The following is a 20,734-nucleotide window of genomic DNA, read 5'->3' as shown; positions in this document are numbered from 1 at the left end:
GCGCTGTGCGATTGGACGTGTGAGGAGGATGAGCTAAAGATGGCACGCTATACAGGCCCTGTTTGCAAGCTGTGCAGACGTGAGGGGGTCAAGCTGTTTCTAAAGGGCGAGAAGTGCCTGACGAATTGTACACTGGAGCGGCGCAACACCCGACCCGGTCAGCATGGCGGCAGCCGCCAGCGCAAGCTTTCGGGCTATGGAGCACAGCTGCGCGAGAAGCAGAAGATTCGCCGCACCTACGGCGTGCTGGAGCGCCAGTTCCGCCGTCACTATAATGAGGCGCTGCGCCGTCAAGGCCGCACGGGTGAAAATCTGCTCCAGATTCTGGAGATGCGCCTGGATAATCTGGTCTACCGCCTGGGCTTTGCCGATTCGCGGGCGCAGGCGCGTCAGCTGGTCTCGCATGGCCATTTTGAGGTCAATGGCCGCAAGACGGATATTCCCTCGTTCGTGGCTAAGCCCGGGGATGTGATCAGGGTGCGTGAGCACAGCAAGAGCCTGGAGTACTTTAAGACGCGCGCGCTCCAGCTGTCTCAGAAAGCTGTGCCGGGCTGGCTCAATCTGGACATCGCGAACATGAGCGGGCGCGTGCTCTCGCTGCCGTCGCGCACCGACCTCGAACTGCCTTTTGAAGAGCAAATGGTGGTTGAGTATTATCAGGTTCGTTAGTCGAAAAGCAAAGCAAAGCTGTTGTAGGCGGTGGTAGTACAAGAAAGGCAGGTTAGAACCTTGCAAGACATCACTCTGCCTTCGCGCATCAGGAATACGAAAACCCAGGGTAATTACGGGTGCTTCGACATCGAGCCGCTGGAGGCGGGGTACGGCGTCACGGTTGGCAACGCCCTGCGGCGTGTGCTCCTCTCGTCGTTGCCGGGCGCTGCGGTGACGTCGATCCGCATCGAGGGGGTGCAGCACGAGTTTCAGGATATTCCTAACGTCATGGAAGACGTGACGGATATCGTGCTCAACGTCAAGAAGCTGCGCTTGCGCTGCTTCTCGGATCACCCGGTGACGATGCACCTGAACGCCTCCGGGGAGCGCGTGGTGACGGCGGCGGACATCACAGCGCCCAGCACGGTAGAGATTGTCAACCCGGATCTCTACATTGCGACGCTGGATAACGAGAATGCGCGCCTCGATATGGAGATGGTGGTCGAGACTGGGCGTGGCTACGTTCCCGCCGATTCTAAGGAAGACCAGCCGATCGGCGTCATCCCGGTCGATGCCATCTACTCCCCCGTTGAGAAGGTGAATTTCACCGTGGAGCATACGCGCGTCGGCCAGATGACCAACTATGAAAAGGTGGTCCTGGAGATCTGGACCGATGGCACGATTACGCCCGAGGAGGCTCTACGCCAGGGGGCCGATATCCTGGTGCGTCTCTTCTCGCAGCTCGCCAATTATCATACGACCCTGACGACCGAGCAGGAGAAGCCGCCGCTGAGCAGTCTGCCGATTCCTCAGAAGATCTACGATACGCCCATCGAGGAGCTTGATCTCTCGGTGCGTGCTTATAACTGCTTGAAGCGCAGCAATATTACGAAGGTCGGCCAGATCCTCTCAATGAATGAGGAAGATCTGCTGGGCGTGCGTAACTTTGGCGAGAAGAGCCTGCAGGAGTTGCGTGATCGCTTGATCGCGCGCAACTTCCTCCCGACGAATCTGCGCGCCAGCACGGTCGGGGCCGAGATGAACGGCGATCACGAAAGGGAGGGTTAGTTAAGTTGAGGCATCGTGTTGCCGGTAATAAGCTGGGAATGCCGGAGCACCGCCGTCGCGCTGTCCGCCGTAGCCTGATGGCGGGTTTGCTCCGCTACGATCGGGTCAATACTACCCTGGCCCGCGCTCGCGCGATTCGCGGCGAGGTTGAGCGGCTGATCGCGGTTGCCGTCGAGGGCCGCGTTGCGGCTCAGCGCCATCTGGCACAGGTGGTTTCCGATGAGGAGAAGGCGGCCAAGCTGCTGGCTTTCGCGCGTCGGGGCCGCTTCTCTCTCCATGATGAGGTGGCGACGAACGAGGAGCGCGCGGCTATGGGGATGCCCCCGCTGACGGAGCAGGGCCGCAAGTTCTTGGAGAATAAGCTGAAGGAGCGCCGGACGGAGCTCTTGCGCATTATTCCCAAGGAGGAGGAGGCGGAGCAAGCTTTACGCGCCGCTTATGAGGCCCTGGTGATTGAGCTGCGGGCCCGCCGTTATGTGCTGAGCCATCTGCCCGATGAGCTGGTGGTGCGCCGTCTTTTCGATGAGCTAGTGCCGCGCTATATAGGCCGCCCCGGTGGCTATACGCGCATTACAAAGCTGGGACAGCGCAAGGGGGATGCCGCCGAAGTCGCTCAGATCGCTCTGGTCTGAGGGGGGCCCGTGGGAGGACTCACGGAGGCGTCTCGCCTGCCTGCTGGTTTCTCTCTTCCCTCGGCGGCTCTGGCCTTGTCTCGGCTGCTCAGCGAACGGCTGAGCCCCCCCCACCCGGATGGGCCTGCTGATGCGTGAAGCAATCAGGTGCGCCAGGGCTGGCTACTGCTCGCTGGCTCGCTTGTGGCTCGCTTCGTCCTGGCAGCCTTCCTTTGTTGATTGGGACAGGACGGGCCATACGCAGCAGGTGGTGAAGGGTGGCGCGCGCCGGGCAGACTGGCTGATGGCGTGGATGGGGTTGCCTGCGCGTAGGCGATGAGACGGTAGGCGGATAGACGAGGTCGCATGAATATTGCCTGTGGCATTGAGTACGATGGCACGGACTATCATGGCTTCCAGCGCCAGCCTGAAGCTCATGGTCCCACGATTCAGGGGGTACTGGAGACGGCGATCGCGCGTATTGCCGGTGAGCGAGTCGTGGTGCACGGCGCCGGGCGCACTGATGCGGGCGTCCACGCCTCGGGCCAGGTGATTAACTTCCGCACGACGGCCCGGCTCGCTCCCGAGGTCTGGCTGCGGGCCTTGAATGCAACCTTGCCACCAACAGTGGTCGTGCGCTGGGCACGTGAGGTACCGGAGCGCTTCCATGCTCGCTTCAGCGCTCTCAGTCGCTCTTATCGTTATACGATTTGGAATGATGCGATTCCGACGGCGCTCCTGGCTCGCTTCACGTACCATCGCTCTCAGCCGCTGGCGGTCGATCTCATGGCTGAGGCCTGCAAGTGTCTGCTGGGGACGAAGGATTTTGGGGCCTTTGGGCATAGCCCCGAGGATGCTTCCCATCCCGATGAGGCTGGCCCACACCACTGTGTCCGTACCATGCTGGCGGCCTCCTGCCTTCGCTACGGCACCTGCATCTTTTGTAACTTTACGGCGAATGCTTTTCTGACTGGCATGGTGCGCCGCATGGTGGGAACACTCCTGCTGGTCGGTCAGGGGCGGCTCAGTGTCGAGGAGTTTGCTGCGATTGTCCAGCGTGCCGACCGTTCCCATCCGGGGACGGCAGTCCCGGCGCGTGGGCTCTGCCTGGTGGGGGTCTCCTATCCCCCAGAGCTGAACCTGCCGGAGCCGCCGGCGACCACGGAGACGCTGGTTTCTGCTGTCTGGCCCACACTGGTTGGCGTGGACGCGGCCCCCACGCCTGAGAGTGATGAAGGCCCAGCAGCCTGATCCAGACTCGGCTCACCTGCTCCTTGCCGGGCTGGGTGGCAAGCGAGGAGCGCCACAATGGACGGCTGAGGAAGGGGAGCCTCGCCTGGCCGGCCCTCCGCTGCTCCTCGTTGTGAGGCTGTGTGAGCGAGCAAGCAAGCAAGATTGCTTTTTGGGAGATGTGACCTATGAGAAAGACCTATAGCGCCAGGGCTGCTGACCTGCACCCGAGATGGTATGTGATCGATGCCGAGGGGCAGGTGCTGGGCCGGCTGGCGTCGCAGATTGCCACTATTCTGCGCGGTAAGCATAAGCCGACGTTTACTCCGCATATGCCCTGCGGCGATTATGTGATCGTGATCAATGCCGATAAGATCGCCGTGACGCGCGGACGCCTCGATAAGAAGGTCTACTTTCGCCATACCCAATATCCTGGGGGCGTGAAGCTGCAGACGCTCCGTCAGGTGCTGGAGGGACCTCACCCTGAGCGCGCTTTGATTCACGCAGTGCGCGGTATGGTGATGCACAATAGCCTGGGCAACCAGTTGATGCGGCGGCTGAAGGTCTATGCTGGCCCAACCCATCCGCACCAGGCCCAAAAGCCTATTCCCTGGCGAGGACCCCAGGCGCTGCAGGACGAGTATCTCTCGGAGCAGTCGCCGGCCTCTGGCGAAAAGTAAGGAGAAGCTGGCGCTTCTTCTCGTTCTTACCTGCTGACCTTACCTATCGATCGTGATTGAGAGAAGGAAGGGAGAGGAGTAGAGACCTTGGCTGAAAGCACCAAACTGGAGCTGCCTAAAGGAGAGTACTACTACGGGATGGGACGGCGCAAGACCTCTGTGGCCCGCGTGCGTCTTTATCCCAATGGGAGCGGTAGAATTATTGTCAATGGGCGCGAGTTTCAGCATTACTTTGGCAACCGTGAATCGGTTGTCGCGATCGCCCTGGCGCCGCTCCGCCTGCTGGATCTGACCAGCGCTTATGATATCTCTGTACGTGTGCTTGGTGGTGGGATGACTGGCCAGGCTGGCGCTATGCGCCATGCTCTGGCGCGGGCTTTGCTGCGCGTCAATCCCGATTGGAAGAATACTTTGCGTAAAGCTGGCTTCTTGACACGCGATCCGCGCATGAAGGAGCGCAAGAAGCCAGGTCTGAAGCGTGCTCGTAAGGCACCACAGTACACCAAGCGTTAAGCCCGGCTCCGGGCCTGCTGGGTGGCTGCGCCAGCTCTGTCCATCTGCGTTCGTTGGTTGTCTGGAGCAGGTGGACGGCATGGGCTGAGGCCCAACGACGGAAACACGAGTGCACGAGCACTGGCTCGCCTGGCTGCTGGTAGGCTGAAGACCTGCTCATACAAAAAAACAGGCGTGGGGAAGATGACTGACCCGCACCTGTTTTTTTGTATGTTGGTCTGATCCGCCGGTTGCTGGCCTGGCTGGCCAGAGGGCGGGAGGGCAAAGCAGGTGGCATGGCGCGCGCTCGCCAGAGAGGGCGAGAGGCAGGGTGACCCTGGCCGATCCTGGCCGGCCCTAGCTGGCACTGGCGGGGACGCTGCTGTAAACGGGGGTGCACCAGCGTGCCCGATACTCCGGACGCTGGCCGCGCACGACCGTGAAGTAGAGGTCCTGAAGCGCTTTGCTGATGGGACCAATCTGGCCGTTGCCGACAGGACGGTGATCTACCTCGATGACGGGGGCGATCTGCGCGCCCGTGCCGCAGAGGAAGATCTCTTCGGCATTGTATAGCTCAGTGCGATCGATGCTACGCTCGCGGGTGATGCGTCCTAGCTCGCGACGAGCCAGCTCCATCACGGTGTCGCGGGTGATCCCCAACAGGATGTTTTCGGTGGGGGCCGGCGTGACCAGTTCGCCGTTGAGCACCAGAAAGATGTTTTCTGCGCTGCCTTCGGAGACGTGGCCCTCGTGAGTGAGCATGATGGCCTCGTCATAGCCATGCTGCAGAGCTTCGCTTTTGGCCAGCGCTGAGTTGACGTAAGCACCACAGACTTTGGCGCGCGCGGGAATGGCGTTGTCGTCGATCCGCCGCCAACTCGAGACGCAGCAGCGCAGGCCTGTGGTGGCTACGTAGTCCCCAAACGGCTCCGTCGTAATCAGAAAGCTATCGCTAATGCCGTGCAGACGAACGCCGATCGTTTGATCGCTCTTATAGGCGACGGGCCGGATGTAGATGTCCTGACGCTGGTTGTTGCGCCGTACCAGCTCGACTGTGATCTCCAGCAGCTGCTCGACGGTATAGGGCAGGCTGATTTGCAGCGTTTTGCAAGAGCGCAGCAGGCGCTCGTAGTGTTCGCGGGCCCGGAAGAGATAGAGCTGCTGATCCTGTTCATTCCAGTAGCCGCGGATACCCTCGAAGCAGCCAGTGCCGTAGGCAAAGCCATGCGTGCGTACAGAGATCACCCCGCGCTCGACAGGGACGAACTCACCGTTCATGAAGAGTTCCTGGGCTTCCATCGCTGTTGTGGCAGAAAGCTCCGTTGCTCTCTGCCTTCCCTCCTTCTGCAGAATAGGCTCTTGTTGAGTTTTCTTGTGACCTGCTGTGCCTGCTCAGCCCGACTCGACGTGGTGCAGATCGGTTTGCGCGACGGGCTGCTGGCTGCACTGAGCTGGCCCGATTCGGGAGAGCGGAGCAGACCAGACCGAAGCGCCTGCAGGTTGCTTGCTGGTTGGCCAGGGCTGGCTAGAGAATGGTCTTCCCCAGAGCAGAGAGCACCAGCCCGACGGCGAGCGAGGCGGTGGCGTTCTCGCGGTCCAGGATCGGGTTGACCTCGACCACGTCGATAGAGCAGAGCTGGCCGCAGGCGGCAAGCAGCTCCATTGAGAGATGGGCCTCACGGTAGCTGAGGCCACCGCGCACCGGAGTTCCTACGCCGGGCGCTTCGCTGGGATCGAGCGCATCCAGATCGAGGCTCAAATGGATACGTCTGCCCTTGGTTCCGGCCACGGCAATGGCCTCTTCCATGATGGCTGAGATGCCGCGGCGATCGATGTCGGTCATCGTAAAGACATGGATGCGATTGGCGCGCAGCAGTTCGCGCTCACCCGGATCAAGGTCGCGCACACCAACAATGGCGATGTTGTTCGGGTTGACCTTGGGAACGCGGCCAGCCAGACGGACAAGGCGCTCGTGACCCAGGCCGGCCAGGGCGGCCAGCACCATGCCGTGAATATTGCCCGAAGGCGTCGTCTCCGGCGTATTGAAGTCGCCGTGGGCATCGATCCAAATCACGCCGATGTCGCTGTAGAAGCCAGAAACGCCCGTAATAGAGCCAAGGGCGATGCTGTGGTCTCCTCCCAGAACGAGCGGCAGATCGCCCGCTTGCAGCGCCTCGCCGACGGCTGCTGCTAGCTCTTCGGCCACCTGCATAATCGGTTCCAGGTATTTGACGTGTGGATCGCCGGCTGGCTGATTTTCAGGAAGGGGGACGTGCAGATTACCAATGTCTTTAACGCTGTGGCCAAGTGCACGGAGTTTCTCGTGAAGGCCGGCATAGCGGATAGCACTCACCCCGATATCCACGCCGCGTCGATCTGCCCCCAGATCCATCGGCACGCCAATCACACGAATCTGCATCTGTTCGCTTACCCTCCTGTTCGCCGTTGAACAGTGTGATCTTCTCCTTTCCATTATAGTCCTGGAGCAGGTCCTTGTCCATCAGCCAATTGCTCCCACCAGTGCGGACTGAGGGGAGCCATTGCTCTGCCCGCGAGCGGAGCCGGCTTGTTCCGTGTGCCTTGTCGCCGGAGCGAGGGGCGCTATACAATAGAGGCACCTGACCTGGCGCTTATTACCTCTGTCCGTCAGGTTTGCACGGTGGTGGACTGGGGTTGCTAACGAGAGCAGCAGAAAGGAAGGTTCGACCTTTCTTGCGGCGAGGAAGGAGGCGTTTTGTCGTGTCTCGCTGGTTGCGATATTTCCATGCTGGCCGCTGTCAGGGAGAGGTGGCGGCACCAACCCGGCTGCCGACAGGGAGGTTGGCTTTCTGCTTCTGGCTGAAGCGCTTCGGGCTGGGCGCTCTGCTCTGGGCGCTGGCGCTCTTGGCTGCCTGCGGTGGCGGCTCCTCGCCATCCTCCAGCAGTCAGCAGCCGCTGGCCGCAGGGCAGCAGGTGCTGGTTTTCCCGAATGTGGGCACCAAAGACATCAGTACCCTTGACCCGGCGCAGGGGCCGGACGCCAATTCGGCACTGGCCGTCAGCATGCTCTACAGTGGTCTGGTTCGGACAACCGCCGATTTAAGCGTTGTGCCCGATCAGGCGACCTGGCAGGTCTCGCCGGATCAACGGGTCTACACCTTTCACCTTAAACCTGGCATTACCTTCTCCGATGGGACACCGATTACCGCGCAGACCTATGTCTTTACGCTGACGCGGCAGCTCCTGCCGGAAGTCAAGTCGCCGATCGCCTCCTTCTTTGAGGGCTTTATCGTGGGAGCGGCAGAAGTGGCCGCCGGCAAGAGCCGGACGCTGAGCGGGGTCCGAGCGCTGGATAACCAGACACTGCAGATCACCTTGACCCAGCCTACGCCCTTCTTTTTGGAGGTCCTGACCAATCCGCTCTTTGATCCGTTGAATGCGGTCCTGGTGCAAAAATATGGTCAGGCCAACTGGACGAGTCAGGCGGCGGGCAATGCTGTTGGTACGGGTCCTTTCATGGTCAAGAGCTGGCAGCATAATGTCAAGATGGTCCTGGTGCCCAATCCCCACTACTACGGCCCGAAGCCGCGGCTGCGCGAGGTCGATATGCTCTTTGTGAGCGATCCTGCGACGGCCTTTAAGGCTTATGAGGCGCGCCAGTACAGCTTTATCTGGAATATTCCTCCTGACGAGCTGGGGCGTGCTCGCCAGATGCCGGGCTTTGTGCAGCGCTCGCTGCTGCAGACCGATCTACTCTTTTTCTATACACACAAGCCGCCTTTCGATAAGACCGCGGTAAGGCAGGCTTTTGCCTATGCCATTGATAAGAAGACGCTGGCGCACGCTATCTTTAAAGATGCGGTGCTGCCGGCCAATACCATTATTCCCCCTGGCATGCCCGGTTACCAGGCCAATTACGCCGGCCTTCCCTATGATCGGGCCGAAGCGCGCCGTCTGCTGCAGTCGGTTTATCCCGATATCCGTACGATGCCGCCTGTGGTCTTCACCTACCCCTCGTCGCAGGTCTCGCAGAGTGAGGCTGCGGCCTTGCAGCAGATGTGGCAGAGCGCCCTCGGTCTCCAGGTCAGGCTTCAGGGCATGGACCTGACGACCTACAACGATGAGTTATCGAAGCACCTGGTGCAGATGGGTTTTATTCAGTGGACCGCGGATTTTCCCGATCCCTACGACTGGCTGACCCTGAACCTCACCAGCGGCTCCCCCAATAATAACGGGGAGTGGAGCAATCCGCAGTTTGATCGCCTGGTGGCGCAGGCTGAGAAGGAGAGCGGGGAAGCGCGTTTGCGCACCTACAATGAGGCGGAGCGTGTGGCAATCGAAGATGTGGGGTGGCTGCCGCTGGATCATCAGGCCCTGGCGGCAGTCATTCCTCCCTGGCTGCACGGCCTGACGCTCAACGGCCTGGGCCTCTACTTCGGCGATTGGTCGGCTGTCTACCTGCTCCAGCATTAAGTAAGGAGCTTCAGGCGGTCGTTCCGGCGCCTGAGCCAAGGCCGTCGTGGCTATCAGCGTCTTGAAGGCTGCCACGCTGCGATGGTATAATAAAGCCACAACGTTCATCATCGTGCTTATACGCTTGAATGCAAGTAGGGCGCATCGCCCGCCAATCGTGCTGCCCGCCGCCCTCGGCGGGCATTCTTGTGTGGCAGTCGAGGGACAGTCGAGGGCTGTCGAGGCCCCGGCGAGCTGCAAGGATTTATCGATGGAGGTCGGTCTGAGTTCCGAGTCGGCCCGCGTCGATCTTGTCCTGACTCCCTTTGGAGAACCTCTTGTTCTCCCACTGCTGGGGGGTAGGAAGCGATGGCGCTTCCATCCTGTGCATGTCCCATTTGTTCGTATGCAGCGAGGCATACGGGCCTGGCCTGGATGAAGTAGATTGCTGAGATGGAGGGAAGGAAGATAGACAGCATAGGCGGGCTAGCTGCTGATCTGTGGTCTCTCTCCGGGTCAGGCGCATTTCAGAGGAGGTTCTAAACTCAATGGCTGTTGACATCCTCAACCCTTATGAAGTAGCGGTTGCTCAGTTTGACGAAGCAGCCGAGCTGCTTGGCCTCTCGCAGGCCATGCGGGCCATTCTGCGCAAGCCCAAACGAGAACTCATCGTCAATTTTCCTGTGCGCATGGATAACGGTGACGTGCAGATGTTCACCGGCTACCGTGTGCAGCACAATATCAATCGTGGTCCGGCGAAAGGCGGCATTCGCTTCAGCCCCGAGGTCTCCCTGGATGAAGTGAGAGCTTTAGCCATGTGGATGACCTGGAAATGTGCGGTGGTGGGCATCCCCTTTGGGGGAGCCAAGGGGGGAGTCGTCTGTGATCCTCATAAGCTCTCGCGCAACGAGCTCGAGCGGCTCACCAGGCGCTATGCAACCGAAATCTCCATTCTGATTGGCCCCAACAGCGATATTCCGGCCCCCGACATGAACACGAATCCCCAGATTATGGCCTGGATCATGGATACCTATTCCATGCATCGCGGCTATTCGGTTCCCGAGGTTGTTACGGGAAAGCCGCTCTCGATCGGTGGCAGCGAGGGGCGCCTGGAAGCGACGGCGCGCGGCGTGCAGGTTGTGACGTGCGAGGCCCTGCTGAGTCTGGGTATGCAGGTAGAAGGGGCCAGGGTGGTCATCCAGGGCTTTGGCAACGTGGGAGGCAATTCGGCCCGCCTGCTGCAGTCTCTCGGCTGCAAAATTGTCGGTCTGAGCGACATCAGCGGCGGCGTCTATAATCCCAACGGCATCGATGTCATGCGCGCGCTACGCTACTCGCAGGAACATGGTGGCCTGCGCGGTCTCCCCGACAGTGAGCAGGTGACCAATCAAGAACTGCTGGAACTGCCCTGCGATGTGCTGATCCCGGCTGCCCTGGAAAATCAACTGACGGCCCAGAACGCGCCGCGGGTCAAAGCGCGCCTGATCATTGAAGCCGCCAATGGCCCGACGACGCCCGAGGCCGACCGCATCTTTCAGGATCGAGGTATCACGATAGTGCCCGACATCCTGGCCAATGCTGGTGGAGTGACGGTCAGCTATTTCGAATGGGTCCAGGACTTGCAGCGCTTCTTCTGGTCGGAGGACGAAATCAATCAGCGCCTGGAGCGCATCATGGTGCGATCGTTCCAGGCAGTCAAAGAGCGGGCCGAACGTCAGCGCACCAGCCTGCGTATGGGGGCGTACCTGTTGGCGGTAGCGCGTGTTGCCGAGGCCACCGAGGTCCGTGGCATCTATCCCTGATCGGGCCGGAGCGGAGGCCGGCTTTTTTTGCAGGCTGACCAACGAGCGAGCGAGTGCTTTCGCTCGCTCCTCGCGGCTCAGGCTGATGAGGGCGAGGGTGCGATTGCCAGAATCTTGAGCGTGATCTCGCGCGTGCTCTCGCCCTCCTGGGGGCTCCAGGCCGGCTCAATACGGAAAATCACGTCGACGTGGGAGGCGCCGCTGAGGGTGCTCATGTAGGCGGCTCCGCGCACGAAGGTCCCCATAACCTGCACCTTGCCGATGCCGAGGCGCAAGCGCAAGTTGCGTCCTGCCGGTCCGCTGCTCCAGTAGTTCAGCAGGCGCATCTTCTCGGCTTTGAAGACCGGCTCAGGATTGGCGGCTCCAAAGGGAGCGAGCTGGCGGATGCGGCTATAGGTTTGGTACTGGAAATATTCGGGACGGCGCAGCACCAGATCGACCATGAGAGTATTGGCAGGGGGCTGGGACGTGCTCTCCTGCGCAGCGAGCGAGGCGCTGGTCTCGCTCGGCATCAAGGCCGACTCCGGGCCGCTGCCGTTGCTCTGGCTGTCGTGCCAGTTCAACAGATGCTGGTGGAGGGCTTCCACAGAGTGGTTGGCGATAGTAAAGCCAGCGGCCTGAGCATGACCGCCGTAGCGCTCAAAGAGATGGGCGCAGCCGCGCAAGGCTGCAATCATATTGAAACCCTCGCGACTTCTGGCCGAGCCGCGGCTGAAGTCCTTGCCGCGACTTAGGACCAGCACAGGGCGGCGAATCTCCTCGGCCAGCTTGCTGGCGACCAGACCAATGATTCCTTCGGGCCAGTTGTCGCCGCTGACCAGCACCACAGCGTCATCCGGGCGGCGCGCTGCCTCCTCGCGCGCCAGATTCATCAACTCCTCGGTCTGAGCCTGGCGCAGGTGATTAAGGTGCTCCAGGTGGGCGGCATAGGTCTGAGCCTCAGCCGGATCGTCCGTCATCAGCAGTTCGCAGGCCAGGCGGGCATCTTCCATACGCCCAGCGGCGTTGAGGCGTGGCCCCAGGACAAAGGCAACATCGCGCTCGCGGACCTGGCCAGGTTGCAGCCCGGCGCTTTTCATCAGCGCCAGCAAGCCCGGACTCCTCGTCTGATTGAGACGCTCCAGACCCAGTCGTACCAGCGTATGATTCTCGCCGAGCAGCTCGGCCACGTCGGCGATCGTACCTATGGCCACCAGATCGAGCAGAGCCATCTCCTCTTCGCGTGGCAGGCCAAAGGAGCGGTAGAGTGCCTGCACCAACTTAAAGGCCACTCCAACCCCACAAAGTACACGTTCGGGATACGTCGAGTCAGGACGCCAGGGGTTCACCAGGGCATAGGCTGCTGGCAGCTCATCCGGGGGGCGATGATGATCGGTAATAATCACATCGATGCCGAGGACCTCGTGGGCATAGCGCACCTGAGCCAGGTCGGAGCTGGCGCAATCGGTCGTAATGATCAACGAGGTCCCCTGGCGCTTGAGCCAGTCGAGAGCGCCAACATTGAGGCCGCAGCCCTCATCGATCCGCGATGGAATATAGTAGTCGAGGGGGGCTTCAGCAGGCTTCAGCCGACGCAAGGCCCGCATCAAGAGCGCGGTGGCAGTCACCCCATCGGCGTCGAAATCGCCATAGACCGTGATGTGCTCGCCAGCCAGCAGCGCGCGGCGAATGCGCTCCAGAGCGCGCGGAAGGTCGATCAGCGTCAGAGGGTCAGGCGTCTGCTCGTAACGTGCCTCCAGAAAAGCCTTCATCTCTTCTGGCGTGCGCAGACCCCGGTTGTACAGCAATTGGGCATGCAGGGGCTCGATGCCCGCCGCCCGGAAGCGACGGAACTGACTGGTACTTAACAGCTCACAGACACGCCAGCTCAGGCGCGATACTCTCTCCGACTCCACAGGTATATCCTTCTCCGCTCTCTCCTAATCTTTGTCGGGAAGCAGGCACAGAAAGACCTCGTTGCCCAGCAAGCGCCCGCGGTTGCTCAGGCGTAGCCAGGTTTCATCGCACTCCAACAGCCCGGCCTCAGAGACATAGCGCAGGCGCGGCCCGGCAAACTGCCAGAAGTCCAGGCCGAAGCGCTCGCGAAAAGAAGGCAGATGGAGACCACGAGCGGTGCGCAGGGCCAAAATAGCTGTTTCGGCCATCTGCTCCTGAAAGGAGAGCGTTTCGCCCTCCGCCTCGGGGCGCTGACGGGAGGCGAGGAGGCGCATATACTGGCGTGGCTCGCGCACATTCGAAAAACGGCGTCCGCCAAAGCAAGAATGGGCGCCGGCGCCCAGGCCCAGGTAAGGGAGATTGAGCCAATACGTCAGATTGTGTCGGCACTCGTGACCGGGACGAGCCCAGTTCGAAATCTCGTAGTTGAGGTAGCCCGCTTCCTGAAGCAGCGCGTCAGCATACTCGTACATCTCGGCGCAGAGATCCTCATCGGCAGGAACCAGCCGCCCCTCCTCCACCCAGGTAAAGAAAGGCGTTCCCTCCTCCACAATCAACGAATAGAGCGAGAGATGATCGGGTTCCAGTTCCAGCGCCCGCAGCAGGGTCTCGCGCCAGTGAGCCATCGTCTGCTCAGGCAGACCGAACATCAAATCGAGATTCAGCGAAGCGAAGCCGGCGGAGCGTGCTGCCCGTACGGCCTGCATCACATCCTCGGGAGAGTGGGTGCGTCCAAGCAGCTTCAGCAGGTGAGGCTCAAAGCTCTGCGCCCCCAGGCTCAGACGATTCACCCCTGCGGCGCGCAGAGCCTGCAAATGACCGCCGGAAAGTGTGCCTGGATTGGCCTCCAGCGAGATTTCTGCCTCTGGATCAACGGCGAAAGCTGTCCGGCAGGCAGCGAGCAGCCGGCGAATCTGCTCAGCGCTCAAGAGACTAGGGGTGCCACCGCCGAAGTAGATAGTTCGGGCGCGGCGTGGACCACCTGCGACTGGGCGAGCCATCTCCCCCGCCAGCTCAATCTCGGTCAGCAAGGCGCGCACATATGGCTCGCGAAGCGACAGGAGACCCGCATAGGTATTGAAATCGCAATAGTAGCAGCGCGTATGGCAGAAAGGGACATGTAAGTAAAGGGAAACACTCTCTAGCAAAGAAGAGAGCGGTTCATCGAAGAGCACCGTATCTGGAGCGCTGCAGAGAGAAGTTGACATACTTTCCTGCCTACCTGAGAGAGAAAAGACCGGGCCAGAATAGTCCTCGCGCTGCCACGCTCCTCTCCGGCATGGAGAGAAGGAATGGAAGGGAGCTGCCGGCCTTAGCTCTGTTGATCTGGATAGGCCGGAGCCGGCCAGCTCCCTGAGCATGATCCAGCCTTTGAGGGGACTACTGGCTCGGTGCCGTCAAGCCGCCGCTGTTTTGGGAAGGACCGCTTACAGGCAGCTCAGTCGGCATATTGATTGGATCAAAGAGCCGGTTCTGATCGGCGGGTGTGATATGGGTCGTTGGCAAGGCCCGGATCTCAAGAGACCAGTTAGAGAGAGCGTTATCCTTCAGAGTCTGAAGGGTGCTCTTATCCAGGGTGCGGGAAGGATCGATCCCCAGGATCTGCACGATATGGTAAGTGCCGTTCTCCGTAATGATGGGGCTGATCTCATTGACTGTTCGGGCGGGGTCGAAGAGCCAGTTATCGACGTAGGCTTGACCCTCCTGGTGGGCATACTGGCCGCGAGCCAGCCAGCCGAGGTAACCGCCCTTCGTATTAGTCGTCGTATCGACTGACTTCTGGCGGGCCAGGGTAGCGAAATCGGCGCCCTTTTTCAGCTGATCCAGGATCTTCTGGGCATCGGCCTTAGTACTGAGCGTGATGCTACGGGCCAGCACCTGGTATGTGGGCGACTTAATCTGCGAAGCCAGATAATTCTGCATATTGTCGCGACGCAGCTTCAAAGCCATCATCTCATGCATATCGGCATCGGTGACGCTGTCCTGAGAGAGCATCTGCTGATAGCTGCGCGCGTACTGGCCTGATTTCGGCATATTGGCCTTCAGATCGTTGAGCGCGCGCTCGATCTGGGCGGCGGTCGGCTCGATGCGGGCGCGGACCGAGGCGGGCTGTGTCTGAAGCCACTCGCGGATCAGCTCATCATCCTGAAGCCAGGTCGCGCTATCGTTACCGATCTGGGACTGAGTGAAAGGACCTTGCTGCTCGAAAGGAATGGTATTCTGGGTCAGATCGTTCAACTGGGATTGCAGCTTATCGTGTTGGGACTGAGCGTTCGCGTAAGCCTGCTTGGCCTGGTTCAGCTCCTTGGTCAGCTGTGTGCGCTGGGGACTGGAGCCAGCGGGTAACTTACTGAGCTGCTTATTGAGGTCGTCGATCTTCTTTGAAGCGTTATTCATCGCCTGCTGTTGCTGGGCGACTTCCTTTTCGAGCTTCGTGCGCTGGGCAAAGAGGCCATTTGGTCCGTAGAGCTTATTGATCTCCAGCTGTGTTTGGAGGACCACCAGCTTGTGGTACTCGGACTGGGGGATGTCATGGCCATTGACCGAGGTAATCGGCAAGCCTGGCACGATCACGTTGATGTTGATCCAGAAACCGATGAGAACGCCGACGATGGTGAGCAAGATAAGGATCGTGAAAGCCCAGGTAGCCCGAACGCGGATACGATTTTTCTCGCTCTGAGAGAGGTGGCTGCCCCAGCCGAAGATCAGGGGTTTGCCATCTCGTCGGGCCGCCACAAGGGCAGTCTGGCGGACATAGCGCCTGGACTTGGCCTTCTCCGGGCGGCTTGCTCGCGTTGACCGCTGGTTTTGGGGTTCACGCGCTGTTTGACTTGTCATACTGGAAGAACCCTTTCCTGCCTTCAGCAATGGCTGCTCATGGCTCCATGATACACAGGAACGCTCTATGAGACAAGAGGGCAAGCATCGACTCAGCGTTCAGGATCCTTGTCCCCCTATCTTCATGGCTGCATCCTCCTTGCTGTATCCTCGTGCGGATCGGTGGCAGAGGCGCGCAGCCCGACCGAGCCAGTCGCCGTTTGCCTCTCCTTCCTTCTTGCTGCTCTGCCGCTTTGGCTCTGCTTTGTCCAGGGCGGCAGGAGCGGAGAGATGGAGAGCCGGGTGAGCCTCCATCTCTCTCGCCCCTCCCTGTTGACGGCCTTATCTGTCTGTCTGTCTGTCTGTCTTGCTGGCTGCCACCCGGGCAAGCGGAGCAACCATTGCGTAGCCATCGCTGGCAGCGAAGCGTGTCTCTTGGGCTAAGCTGAAGGTCTTGCTCGCTACATGCTGCGCATATGCTCTGCGGTATAAGGCAGCAGAGCCATAAAACGGGCCTGCTTGAGAGCGCGGCTCAGAGCGCGCTGGTGCTTGGCGCAGGTGCCCGTCTTGCGGCGGGGCTCGATCTTGCCGCGGTCGGAGATGTAGCGTTTCAGGAAGCGAGCGGCATCCTTATAGTCGATCTCGCGCACGCGGTCGTGGCAGAACTGGCAGACCTTGCGTCGGGGGCCGCGGAGGCCCTCGCGGCGAGCTGGACGAGCGCTAGTCTGGGGCTGAGCAGGCGCCTGGCCCTGGCCTGGGGCTTGAGCGCTGGCCTGCGCTGCCTGGCCCTGGGCCTGAGTGTTCTGCTGGGCGGCTGGTGCTGTTGACTGGTTTGCCGCTTCGTTACGCTTTTGCACGGATTATCCTCTCCTCCTTCGAACACACGACGGGGTATGTCTCGTTAAGGGGCGATTCGCCAGCGCTTCTGCCCTGGAGGGATTAGAAGGGCTGAGAATCGTCCAAATCTTCAAGGAAATCGCCGCTATCGGTTGGGAACTCATCCGAGACATCGGCCTCTTGTGGCTTAGGCGAGAGGAAGCGCAGATCGCTGGCGATCACATCGAAAGCGGTGCGTTCGACGCCATTCTTATCGGTATACTTGCGCTGTGTGACCCGCCCTTCCACATAGACCTTGCTGCCCTTGCGCAGGTACTGATAGCAGCGCTCGGCCAGCGAGCGCCAGGCGACCACATTGAACCATTCAGTTTCCTCGCGCTTCTCGCCGCTGGGGGTCTTGTAGGTACGGCTGACTGCCAGCGAAAAGCGAGTGACAGCTGTCCCATTATCGGTGTAGGACATTTCCGGGTTACGGCCCAGGTTGCCGATCAGCATGATTTTGTTCAGCATCGCTTAGATCCTTTCGTCGCACTGGGAGACGCCGCACCATTCTTCGCTGAAGCCAGATGGGAGCAGGGCTGACCCTCTCCTGACTGACTAACTCACTGACTGGCTAGCTGGCTGCTCACCGGCGTTCTGGCTGAGCGAGCCATTGTCTCGTTTGTCGTGTGCTCATTCCCGAACCGATCGCTAGAGCGCCTAGGCTTGCTCAGCCTCTGGGGCTGGGGCTGGCTGCTCATCGAGGGCGGGAGGGGCACTCTCCATCTCCTCATGCGAGACGGCGGGCGCCTCTTGCTCTCCTACTGCTGACTCTGATGACTGTGATTCCGAAGATTCTTCTGACAGGGTAGCTGCTTCAGAGGCGTCGGCAGGAGCCTCAGCTCCCGTTTCGGGGGTGCTGCCTGCTGTGGCCTCAGTCTCCACGCTGGCGCCGGCAAGCTCCTCGCTCGCGACGCTGGCAGGGGCTGGGGCCTGGGCAGCTCCGGCGGCGCTGGCGGCGGCGTAGGCCTCGCGCTCCTTCTGTACCACCCGCGGATCGCGTCGTTTGATCAGATGCCGCAGCACCTCCTCAGATACTTTGAGGGTGCGATCCAGTTCCGGGAGGGTCTCAGCGGAGACACTCATATCGACAAAGATATAGATGCCATCGCGGTGATGCTCGATGGGGTAGGCCAGCCGTCGCCGCCCCCAGTAGTTCACCCTGACAACCTGGCCGTCATGCGCGGTGACGATCTGCTCGATCCGTTCCAGAATAGTACGTGTTCGCTCTTCACTGACTTCGGGATGGAGAATAAAGCCAAGCTCGTAGTCTCTCCTCACGAAGCCACCTCCTTCCTATGGGTTTGCTCGCGGTCAGTCGCGGGTATCAGTGCTTCTTTTGCTGCCGGAGCAGGTGGAGTATGGCGATCTCTATTTTCGCCATCCGCTCTGCCGCTATCTTTTGCCCTCTCTTGCTCTTGCCAACCAACCACTCTTGCTCTCGTCCCTTCTCAAGTTCACCAGGTAGCAGCGCGGTGCCTGGGTCCCGTCTGAGAAGGTCGAGTTGCTCTCTGCTCGTTGGGCGGGCAGGCGTAGCCTCTGTATGGCTTTTGAGAGAGTCGGTACAGTGCCCCGCTATTATAGCATTGTCCTTCCTCTCTGGCAAGAGAAGGCTCGTCTTGCTAAGCGGCTGGCCCTCCTTTCCGGAAAGCGATGTGCTGGCAGAGCGGCGCAGCTGGACGGACGGGCGAAGGCCGTTCCCCATTCGCCAGAGCGAGAGCCACGGCCAGTGCCGGGGTGAGTCTGCCTTCCGGCCCGGCTCTGTCTGGATCTCTTGCCATCTCTTCTGCTCTTCTATTCTTGGGCCTGTCTGTCAAAGTGGAAATGTGGCCCAGGCCCATTGGTCCCTCTGCGCCAGGTCTGCGACATCGGCTTCGCCTCCGCTCGGGCCGCCAGATAAGTGCTAGCCTCAGTCTCCTTTCCCTTGGCCAGAAGACCCAAGAGGGACCGCCTCCTACTGGACAGCGGAGGCAATCTGTGCTATACTCGCAGACGGCATGCGGGGCTTCTTCGCTCTTGAAAAAGGCTTCTCTGCGCCTTCGATGGAGCTGCTCTTCTCTAGAATGCTGTGATGTGCGCCATCGCTGGCTGGCGTGGCAAGCTCGCCAGCCCGGATCGCGCCGGGCGTGCAAGCTCCTCTCTCGTGTGAGTCGACCGCTTCGTCTTTCGTTGGTCGCGGTCTCCCTTTGTTTCCACCAGGAGGATGGCAGGGAGAGGTCAGTTGCTGCGTCGCCCACTGCCCCGCACGAGAAGAAAGAAAGAGAGTGTGTATCTCATGAAGCAGAAACTTAAGACGCACAAGGCTATCTCTAAGCGCGTTAAGATCACGGCTACTGGTAAGCTTTTGCGCCGCAAGGTTGCGATTAGTCACCTGCGCCGTAACAAGTCTTCTCGCTCGGTTCGTGCGGCTGATAAGGCGTTTACCCTGGCTCGGGGTGATGCTCGTCGCGTTCGCCGCCTCCTCCCCTATGCCGGTCGGTAGGCGCCTGGCCCTCTTGCTGGCAGCTGGCTGAGCGGCAGCGGGGGCCTGATTGCACAGACTGTATCGACTTCATAACCAGCCGAAAAGATGAAGAAGGAAGGATGAGGACGCTATGCCAAGAGTGAAACGAGGCGTTACGGCGCGTCAGAAGCATAAAAAGGTATTGAAGTTTGTGGAGGGCCACCGTGGCACACGTCGCCGTCTGATCAAGAAGGCGCGTGAGTCCATGATGCATGCCCTGGCCTATGCCTATCGTGATCGGCGCAACCGCAAGCGCGATATGCGTCGGCTCTGGATCACACGCATCAATGCTGCCGCCCGCATGTTCGGTGTGACCTACAGCCAGTTGATGCATGCGATTCGTGTAGCCAATATCAGTGTTGATCGCAAGATTCTGGCCGAGATGGCGGTCAACGATCGGCCTGCCTTTGCCGAGCTGGTGAAGACAGCCCTGGCCGCAGCGCAGAGTCAGGGTCAATCTCAAACGCAGGCACAAGGCTAGCAAGCAACAAGACTGGTGCTGTGTTCGAGCTGTCCTTTCTGGAAAGCCGGGGTGACATCCGGTTTGGCCAGGTGGGGTAGCGCAGCAGCAGGGTGGGGGCGACTGCTCCGGCGGTCGCCCCTTCTGCATGATAAGGGGAGGTGACGCTCCCATGCCGGTCATTAGCAGCCCGCTAAATCCCCGTATTGCTCGCCTGCGTGAGCTACACACACCGCGTGGACGCAAGAAGCACGGTCTCTTTCTCATGGAGGGGCCGCATTTACTCAAAGAGCTGCTTGAGCGGGCGGTGGCACCGCTCGAAGTCTACTATCAGCCCGACTTGCTGGCACGTACGGCTGAGGGGCAGACGTTGTTAGCGCGGCTGTTGAGGGGGGAGGTAGCGGAGCGGTCGCTGGTACAGGTCAGCGTGCGTGTCATTGAGGCTTTAGGAGAGGTACAGACCTCCCAGGGGGTTGTGGCCGTGCTGCCGCTTTCTGCCTTCAGCTATGAGGAGGTGGCGGCGCGCCGGCCTCCTGCTTTGCGCCCCACGCTGCTGATTCTCGATCGGCTGGCCGACCCGGGCAACCTTGGCACAATTCTACGCACGGCCCTGGCGGCGGATGTGGCGGCAGTCCTCTTGACGCCGGGCTGTGTGGACGCCTTTAGCCCCAAGGTCGTGCGGGCGGCTGCTGGGGCCCATCTGGCCTTGCCGCTCGCTGAGGAACAGCCCTGGGACGAGATTGCGCGGCGGGTGAGAGAGCACTGTGCCCCCGAACTGCGCGTCTTTCTGGCTGAGGCGGGGGCGCCGCAGCTCTACTATGAGCAGGATCTGTCTCTGCCGTTCGCCCTCATCATTGGCAACGAGGCCCACGGTCCTTCAGAGGCAGCTCGCTCCCTGGCGACCGGTCGCGTGAGTATCCCTCTTGCCAACGGGGTTGAGTCGCTCAATGCGGCGATGGCTACCGGCATCTTGCTCTACGAGGCCGTGCGCCAGCAACGCCAGGGTCGCTCTACTCCGCGCAAGTGACGGGCCTGGCGGGACCTGGATAGAACAGAGGCGGCAGGACCTACGGCGCCGACGCTCGTCGTAAGCCCTGCCGCTTCTGCGGGTAAGAGGGGGCAGTGTCGTTAGCCAGAGAAGAAGTAGTCTGCAAGAGGTGGTCGGCAGTCTGCCGGCT

At 60.7% G+C, this 20,734-nt stretch carries 18 protein-coding genes and 1 pseudogene; 11 read left to right on the top strand and 8 right to left on the bottom strand.

Going from position 1 to position 20,734, the window contains the following annotated elements; all coding sequences use genetic code 11:
• Positions 1–39 precede the first annotated feature (39 nt).
• From rpsD to rpsI, 6 genes are all read left to right on the top strand, one after another.
• Positions 40–669 (top strand): 30S ribosomal protein S4, encoded by a 630-nt coding sequence (gene rpsD, locus N688_RS18410; protein WP_052890649.1) that lies wholly within the window; start codon positions 40–42, stop codon positions 667–669.
• 60 nt (positions 670–729) lie between these two features.
• Positions 730–1,719 carry a DNA-directed RNA polymerase subunit alpha gene (locus N688_RS18405; RefSeq protein ID WP_052890648.1) on the top strand — a complete coding sequence of 330 codons (990 nt, stop codon included), beginning with the start codon at positions 730–732 and terminating at the stop codon, positions 1,717–1,719.
• A 5-nt stretch (positions 1,720–1,724) separates the two neighbouring features.
• Complete coding sequence (locus N688_RS18400; RefSeq protein ID WP_202901968.1) at positions 1,725–2,351, top strand: bL17 family ribosomal protein; 627 nt, start codon at positions 1,725–1,727, stop codon at positions 2,349–2,351.
• A gap of 345 nt (positions 2,352–2,696) precedes the next feature.
• Entirely contained in the window at positions 2,697–3,581 is an 885-nt protein-coding gene (gene truA, locus N688_RS18395) for a tRNA pseudouridine(38-40) synthase TruA (protein WP_052890646.1), read from the top strand.
• 167 nt (positions 3,582–3,748) lie between these two features.
• On the top strand, positions 3,749–4,240 hold the full coding sequence (gene rplM / locus N688_RS18385) for a 50S ribosomal protein L13 (protein WP_052890644.1): 492 nt from the start codon (positions 3,749–3,751) through the stop codon (positions 4,238–4,240).
• 138 nt (positions 4,241–4,378) lie between these two features.
• On the top strand, positions 4,379–4,753 hold the full coding sequence (gene rpsI / locus N688_RS18380; RefSeq protein WP_052891555.1) for a 30S ribosomal protein S9: 375 nt from the start codon (positions 4,379–4,381) through the stop codon (positions 4,751–4,753).
• Positions 4,754–5,089: 336 nt separating this feature from the next.
• Here rpsI and N688_RS18375 read toward each other — a convergent pair whose 3' ends face one another.
• A complete protein-coding gene (locus N688_RS18375; protein WP_052890643.1) occupies positions 5,090–6,031 on the bottom strand; it encodes a branched-chain amino acid transaminase in 942 nt (313 codons plus the stop codon).
• 226 nt (positions 6,032–6,257) lie between these two features.
• Positions 6,258–7,151 (bottom strand): arginase, encoded by an 894-nt coding sequence (gene rocF / locus N688_RS18370; protein WP_052890642.1) that lies wholly within the window; start codon positions 7,149–7,151, stop codon positions 6,258–6,260.
• Between the two features lie 320 nt (positions 7,152–7,471).
• On the opposite strand from rocF, the gene N688_RS18365 reads away from it, so the two are divergent.
• Both N688_RS18365 and N688_RS18360 read left to right on the top strand, forming a co-directional pair.
• Positions 7,472–9,184, top strand: coding sequence for a peptide ABC transporter substrate-binding protein (locus N688_RS18365; protein WP_052890641.1), 1,713 nt, complete (start codon positions 7,472–7,474; stop codon positions 9,182–9,184).
• Positions 9,185–9,711: 527 nt separating this feature from the next.
• Positions 9,712–10,965 (top strand): Glu/Leu/Phe/Val family dehydrogenase, encoded by a 1,254-nt coding sequence (locus N688_RS18360; RefSeq protein WP_052890640.1) that lies wholly within the window; start codon positions 9,712–9,714, stop codon positions 10,963–10,965.
• 77 nt (positions 10,966–11,042) lie between these two features.
• On the opposite strand, the gene recJ is transcribed toward N688_RS18360, so the two are convergent.
• The 6 genes and pseudogenes from recJ to rpsF form a co-directional block, all read right to left on the bottom strand.
• Positions 11,043–12,860 carry a single-stranded-DNA-specific exonuclease RecJ gene (recJ, locus tag N688_RS18355; RefSeq protein ID WP_052890639.1) on the bottom strand — a complete coding sequence of 606 codons (1,818 nt, stop codon included), beginning with the start codon at positions 12,858–12,860 and terminating at the stop codon, positions 11,043–11,045.
• Positions 12,861–12,884: 24 nt separating this feature from the next.
• Positions 12,885–14,108, bottom strand: coding sequence for a radical SAM family heme chaperone HemW (gene hemW, locus N688_RS18350; protein WP_052890638.1), 1,224 nt, complete (start codon positions 14,106–14,108; stop codon positions 12,885–12,887).
• Positions 14,109–14,280: 172 nt separating this feature from the next.
• Positions 14,281–15,738 (bottom strand): peptidylprolyl isomerase, encoded by a 1,458-nt coding sequence (locus N688_RS18345; RefSeq protein WP_052890637.1) that lies wholly within the window; start codon positions 15,736–15,738, stop codon positions 14,281–14,283.
• 449 nt (positions 15,739–16,187) lie between these two features.
• Positions 16,188–16,433, bottom strand: a pseudogene (rpsR, locus tag N688_RS23660) (30S ribosomal protein S18); the annotation flags it as partial.
• Between the two features lie 223 nt (positions 16,434–16,656).
• Positions 16,657–17,064, bottom strand: coding sequence for a single-stranded DNA-binding protein (locus tag N688_RS18330; RefSeq protein ID WP_202901966.1), 408 nt, complete (start codon positions 17,062–17,064; stop codon positions 16,657–16,659).
• Positions 17,065–17,253: 189 nt separating this feature from the next.
• Positions 17,254–17,874 (bottom strand): 30S ribosomal protein S6, encoded by a 621-nt coding sequence (rpsF, locus tag N688_RS18325; protein WP_052890635.1) that lies wholly within the window; start codon positions 17,872–17,874, stop codon positions 17,254–17,256.
• 994 nt (positions 17,875–18,868) lie between these two features.
• On the opposite strand from rpsF, the gene rpmI reads away from it, so the two are divergent.
• From rpmI to N688_RS18305, 3 genes are all read left to right on the top strand, one after another.
• Complete coding sequence (gene rpmI, locus N688_RS18315; protein WP_052890633.1) at positions 18,869–19,075, top strand: 50S ribosomal protein L35; 207 nt, start codon at positions 18,869–18,871, stop codon at positions 19,073–19,075.
• A gap of 112 nt (positions 19,076–19,187) precedes the next feature.
• Positions 19,188–19,577: a 50S ribosomal protein L20 gene (gene rplT, locus N688_RS18310; RefSeq protein WP_052890632.1), complete on the top strand. Its 390-nt coding sequence runs from the start codon at positions 19,188–19,190 to the stop codon at positions 19,575–19,577.
• A gap of 151 nt (positions 19,578–19,728) precedes the next feature.
• Positions 19,729–20,583 carry a TrmH family RNA methyltransferase gene (locus tag N688_RS18305; RefSeq protein ID WP_052890631.1) on the top strand — a complete coding sequence of 285 codons (855 nt, stop codon included), beginning with the start codon at positions 19,729–19,731 and terminating at the stop codon, positions 20,581–20,583.
• Positions 20,584–20,734 lie beyond the last annotated feature (151 nt).

The organism is Thermogemmatispora carboxidivorans, from assembly GCF_000702505.1.
Taxonomy (GTDB): Bacteria; Chloroflexota; Ktedonobacteria; order Ktedonobacterales; family Ktedonobacteraceae; genus Thermogemmatispora; species Thermogemmatispora carboxidivorans.
This window is presented reverse-complemented; position numbering and strand designations above follow the sequence as displayed.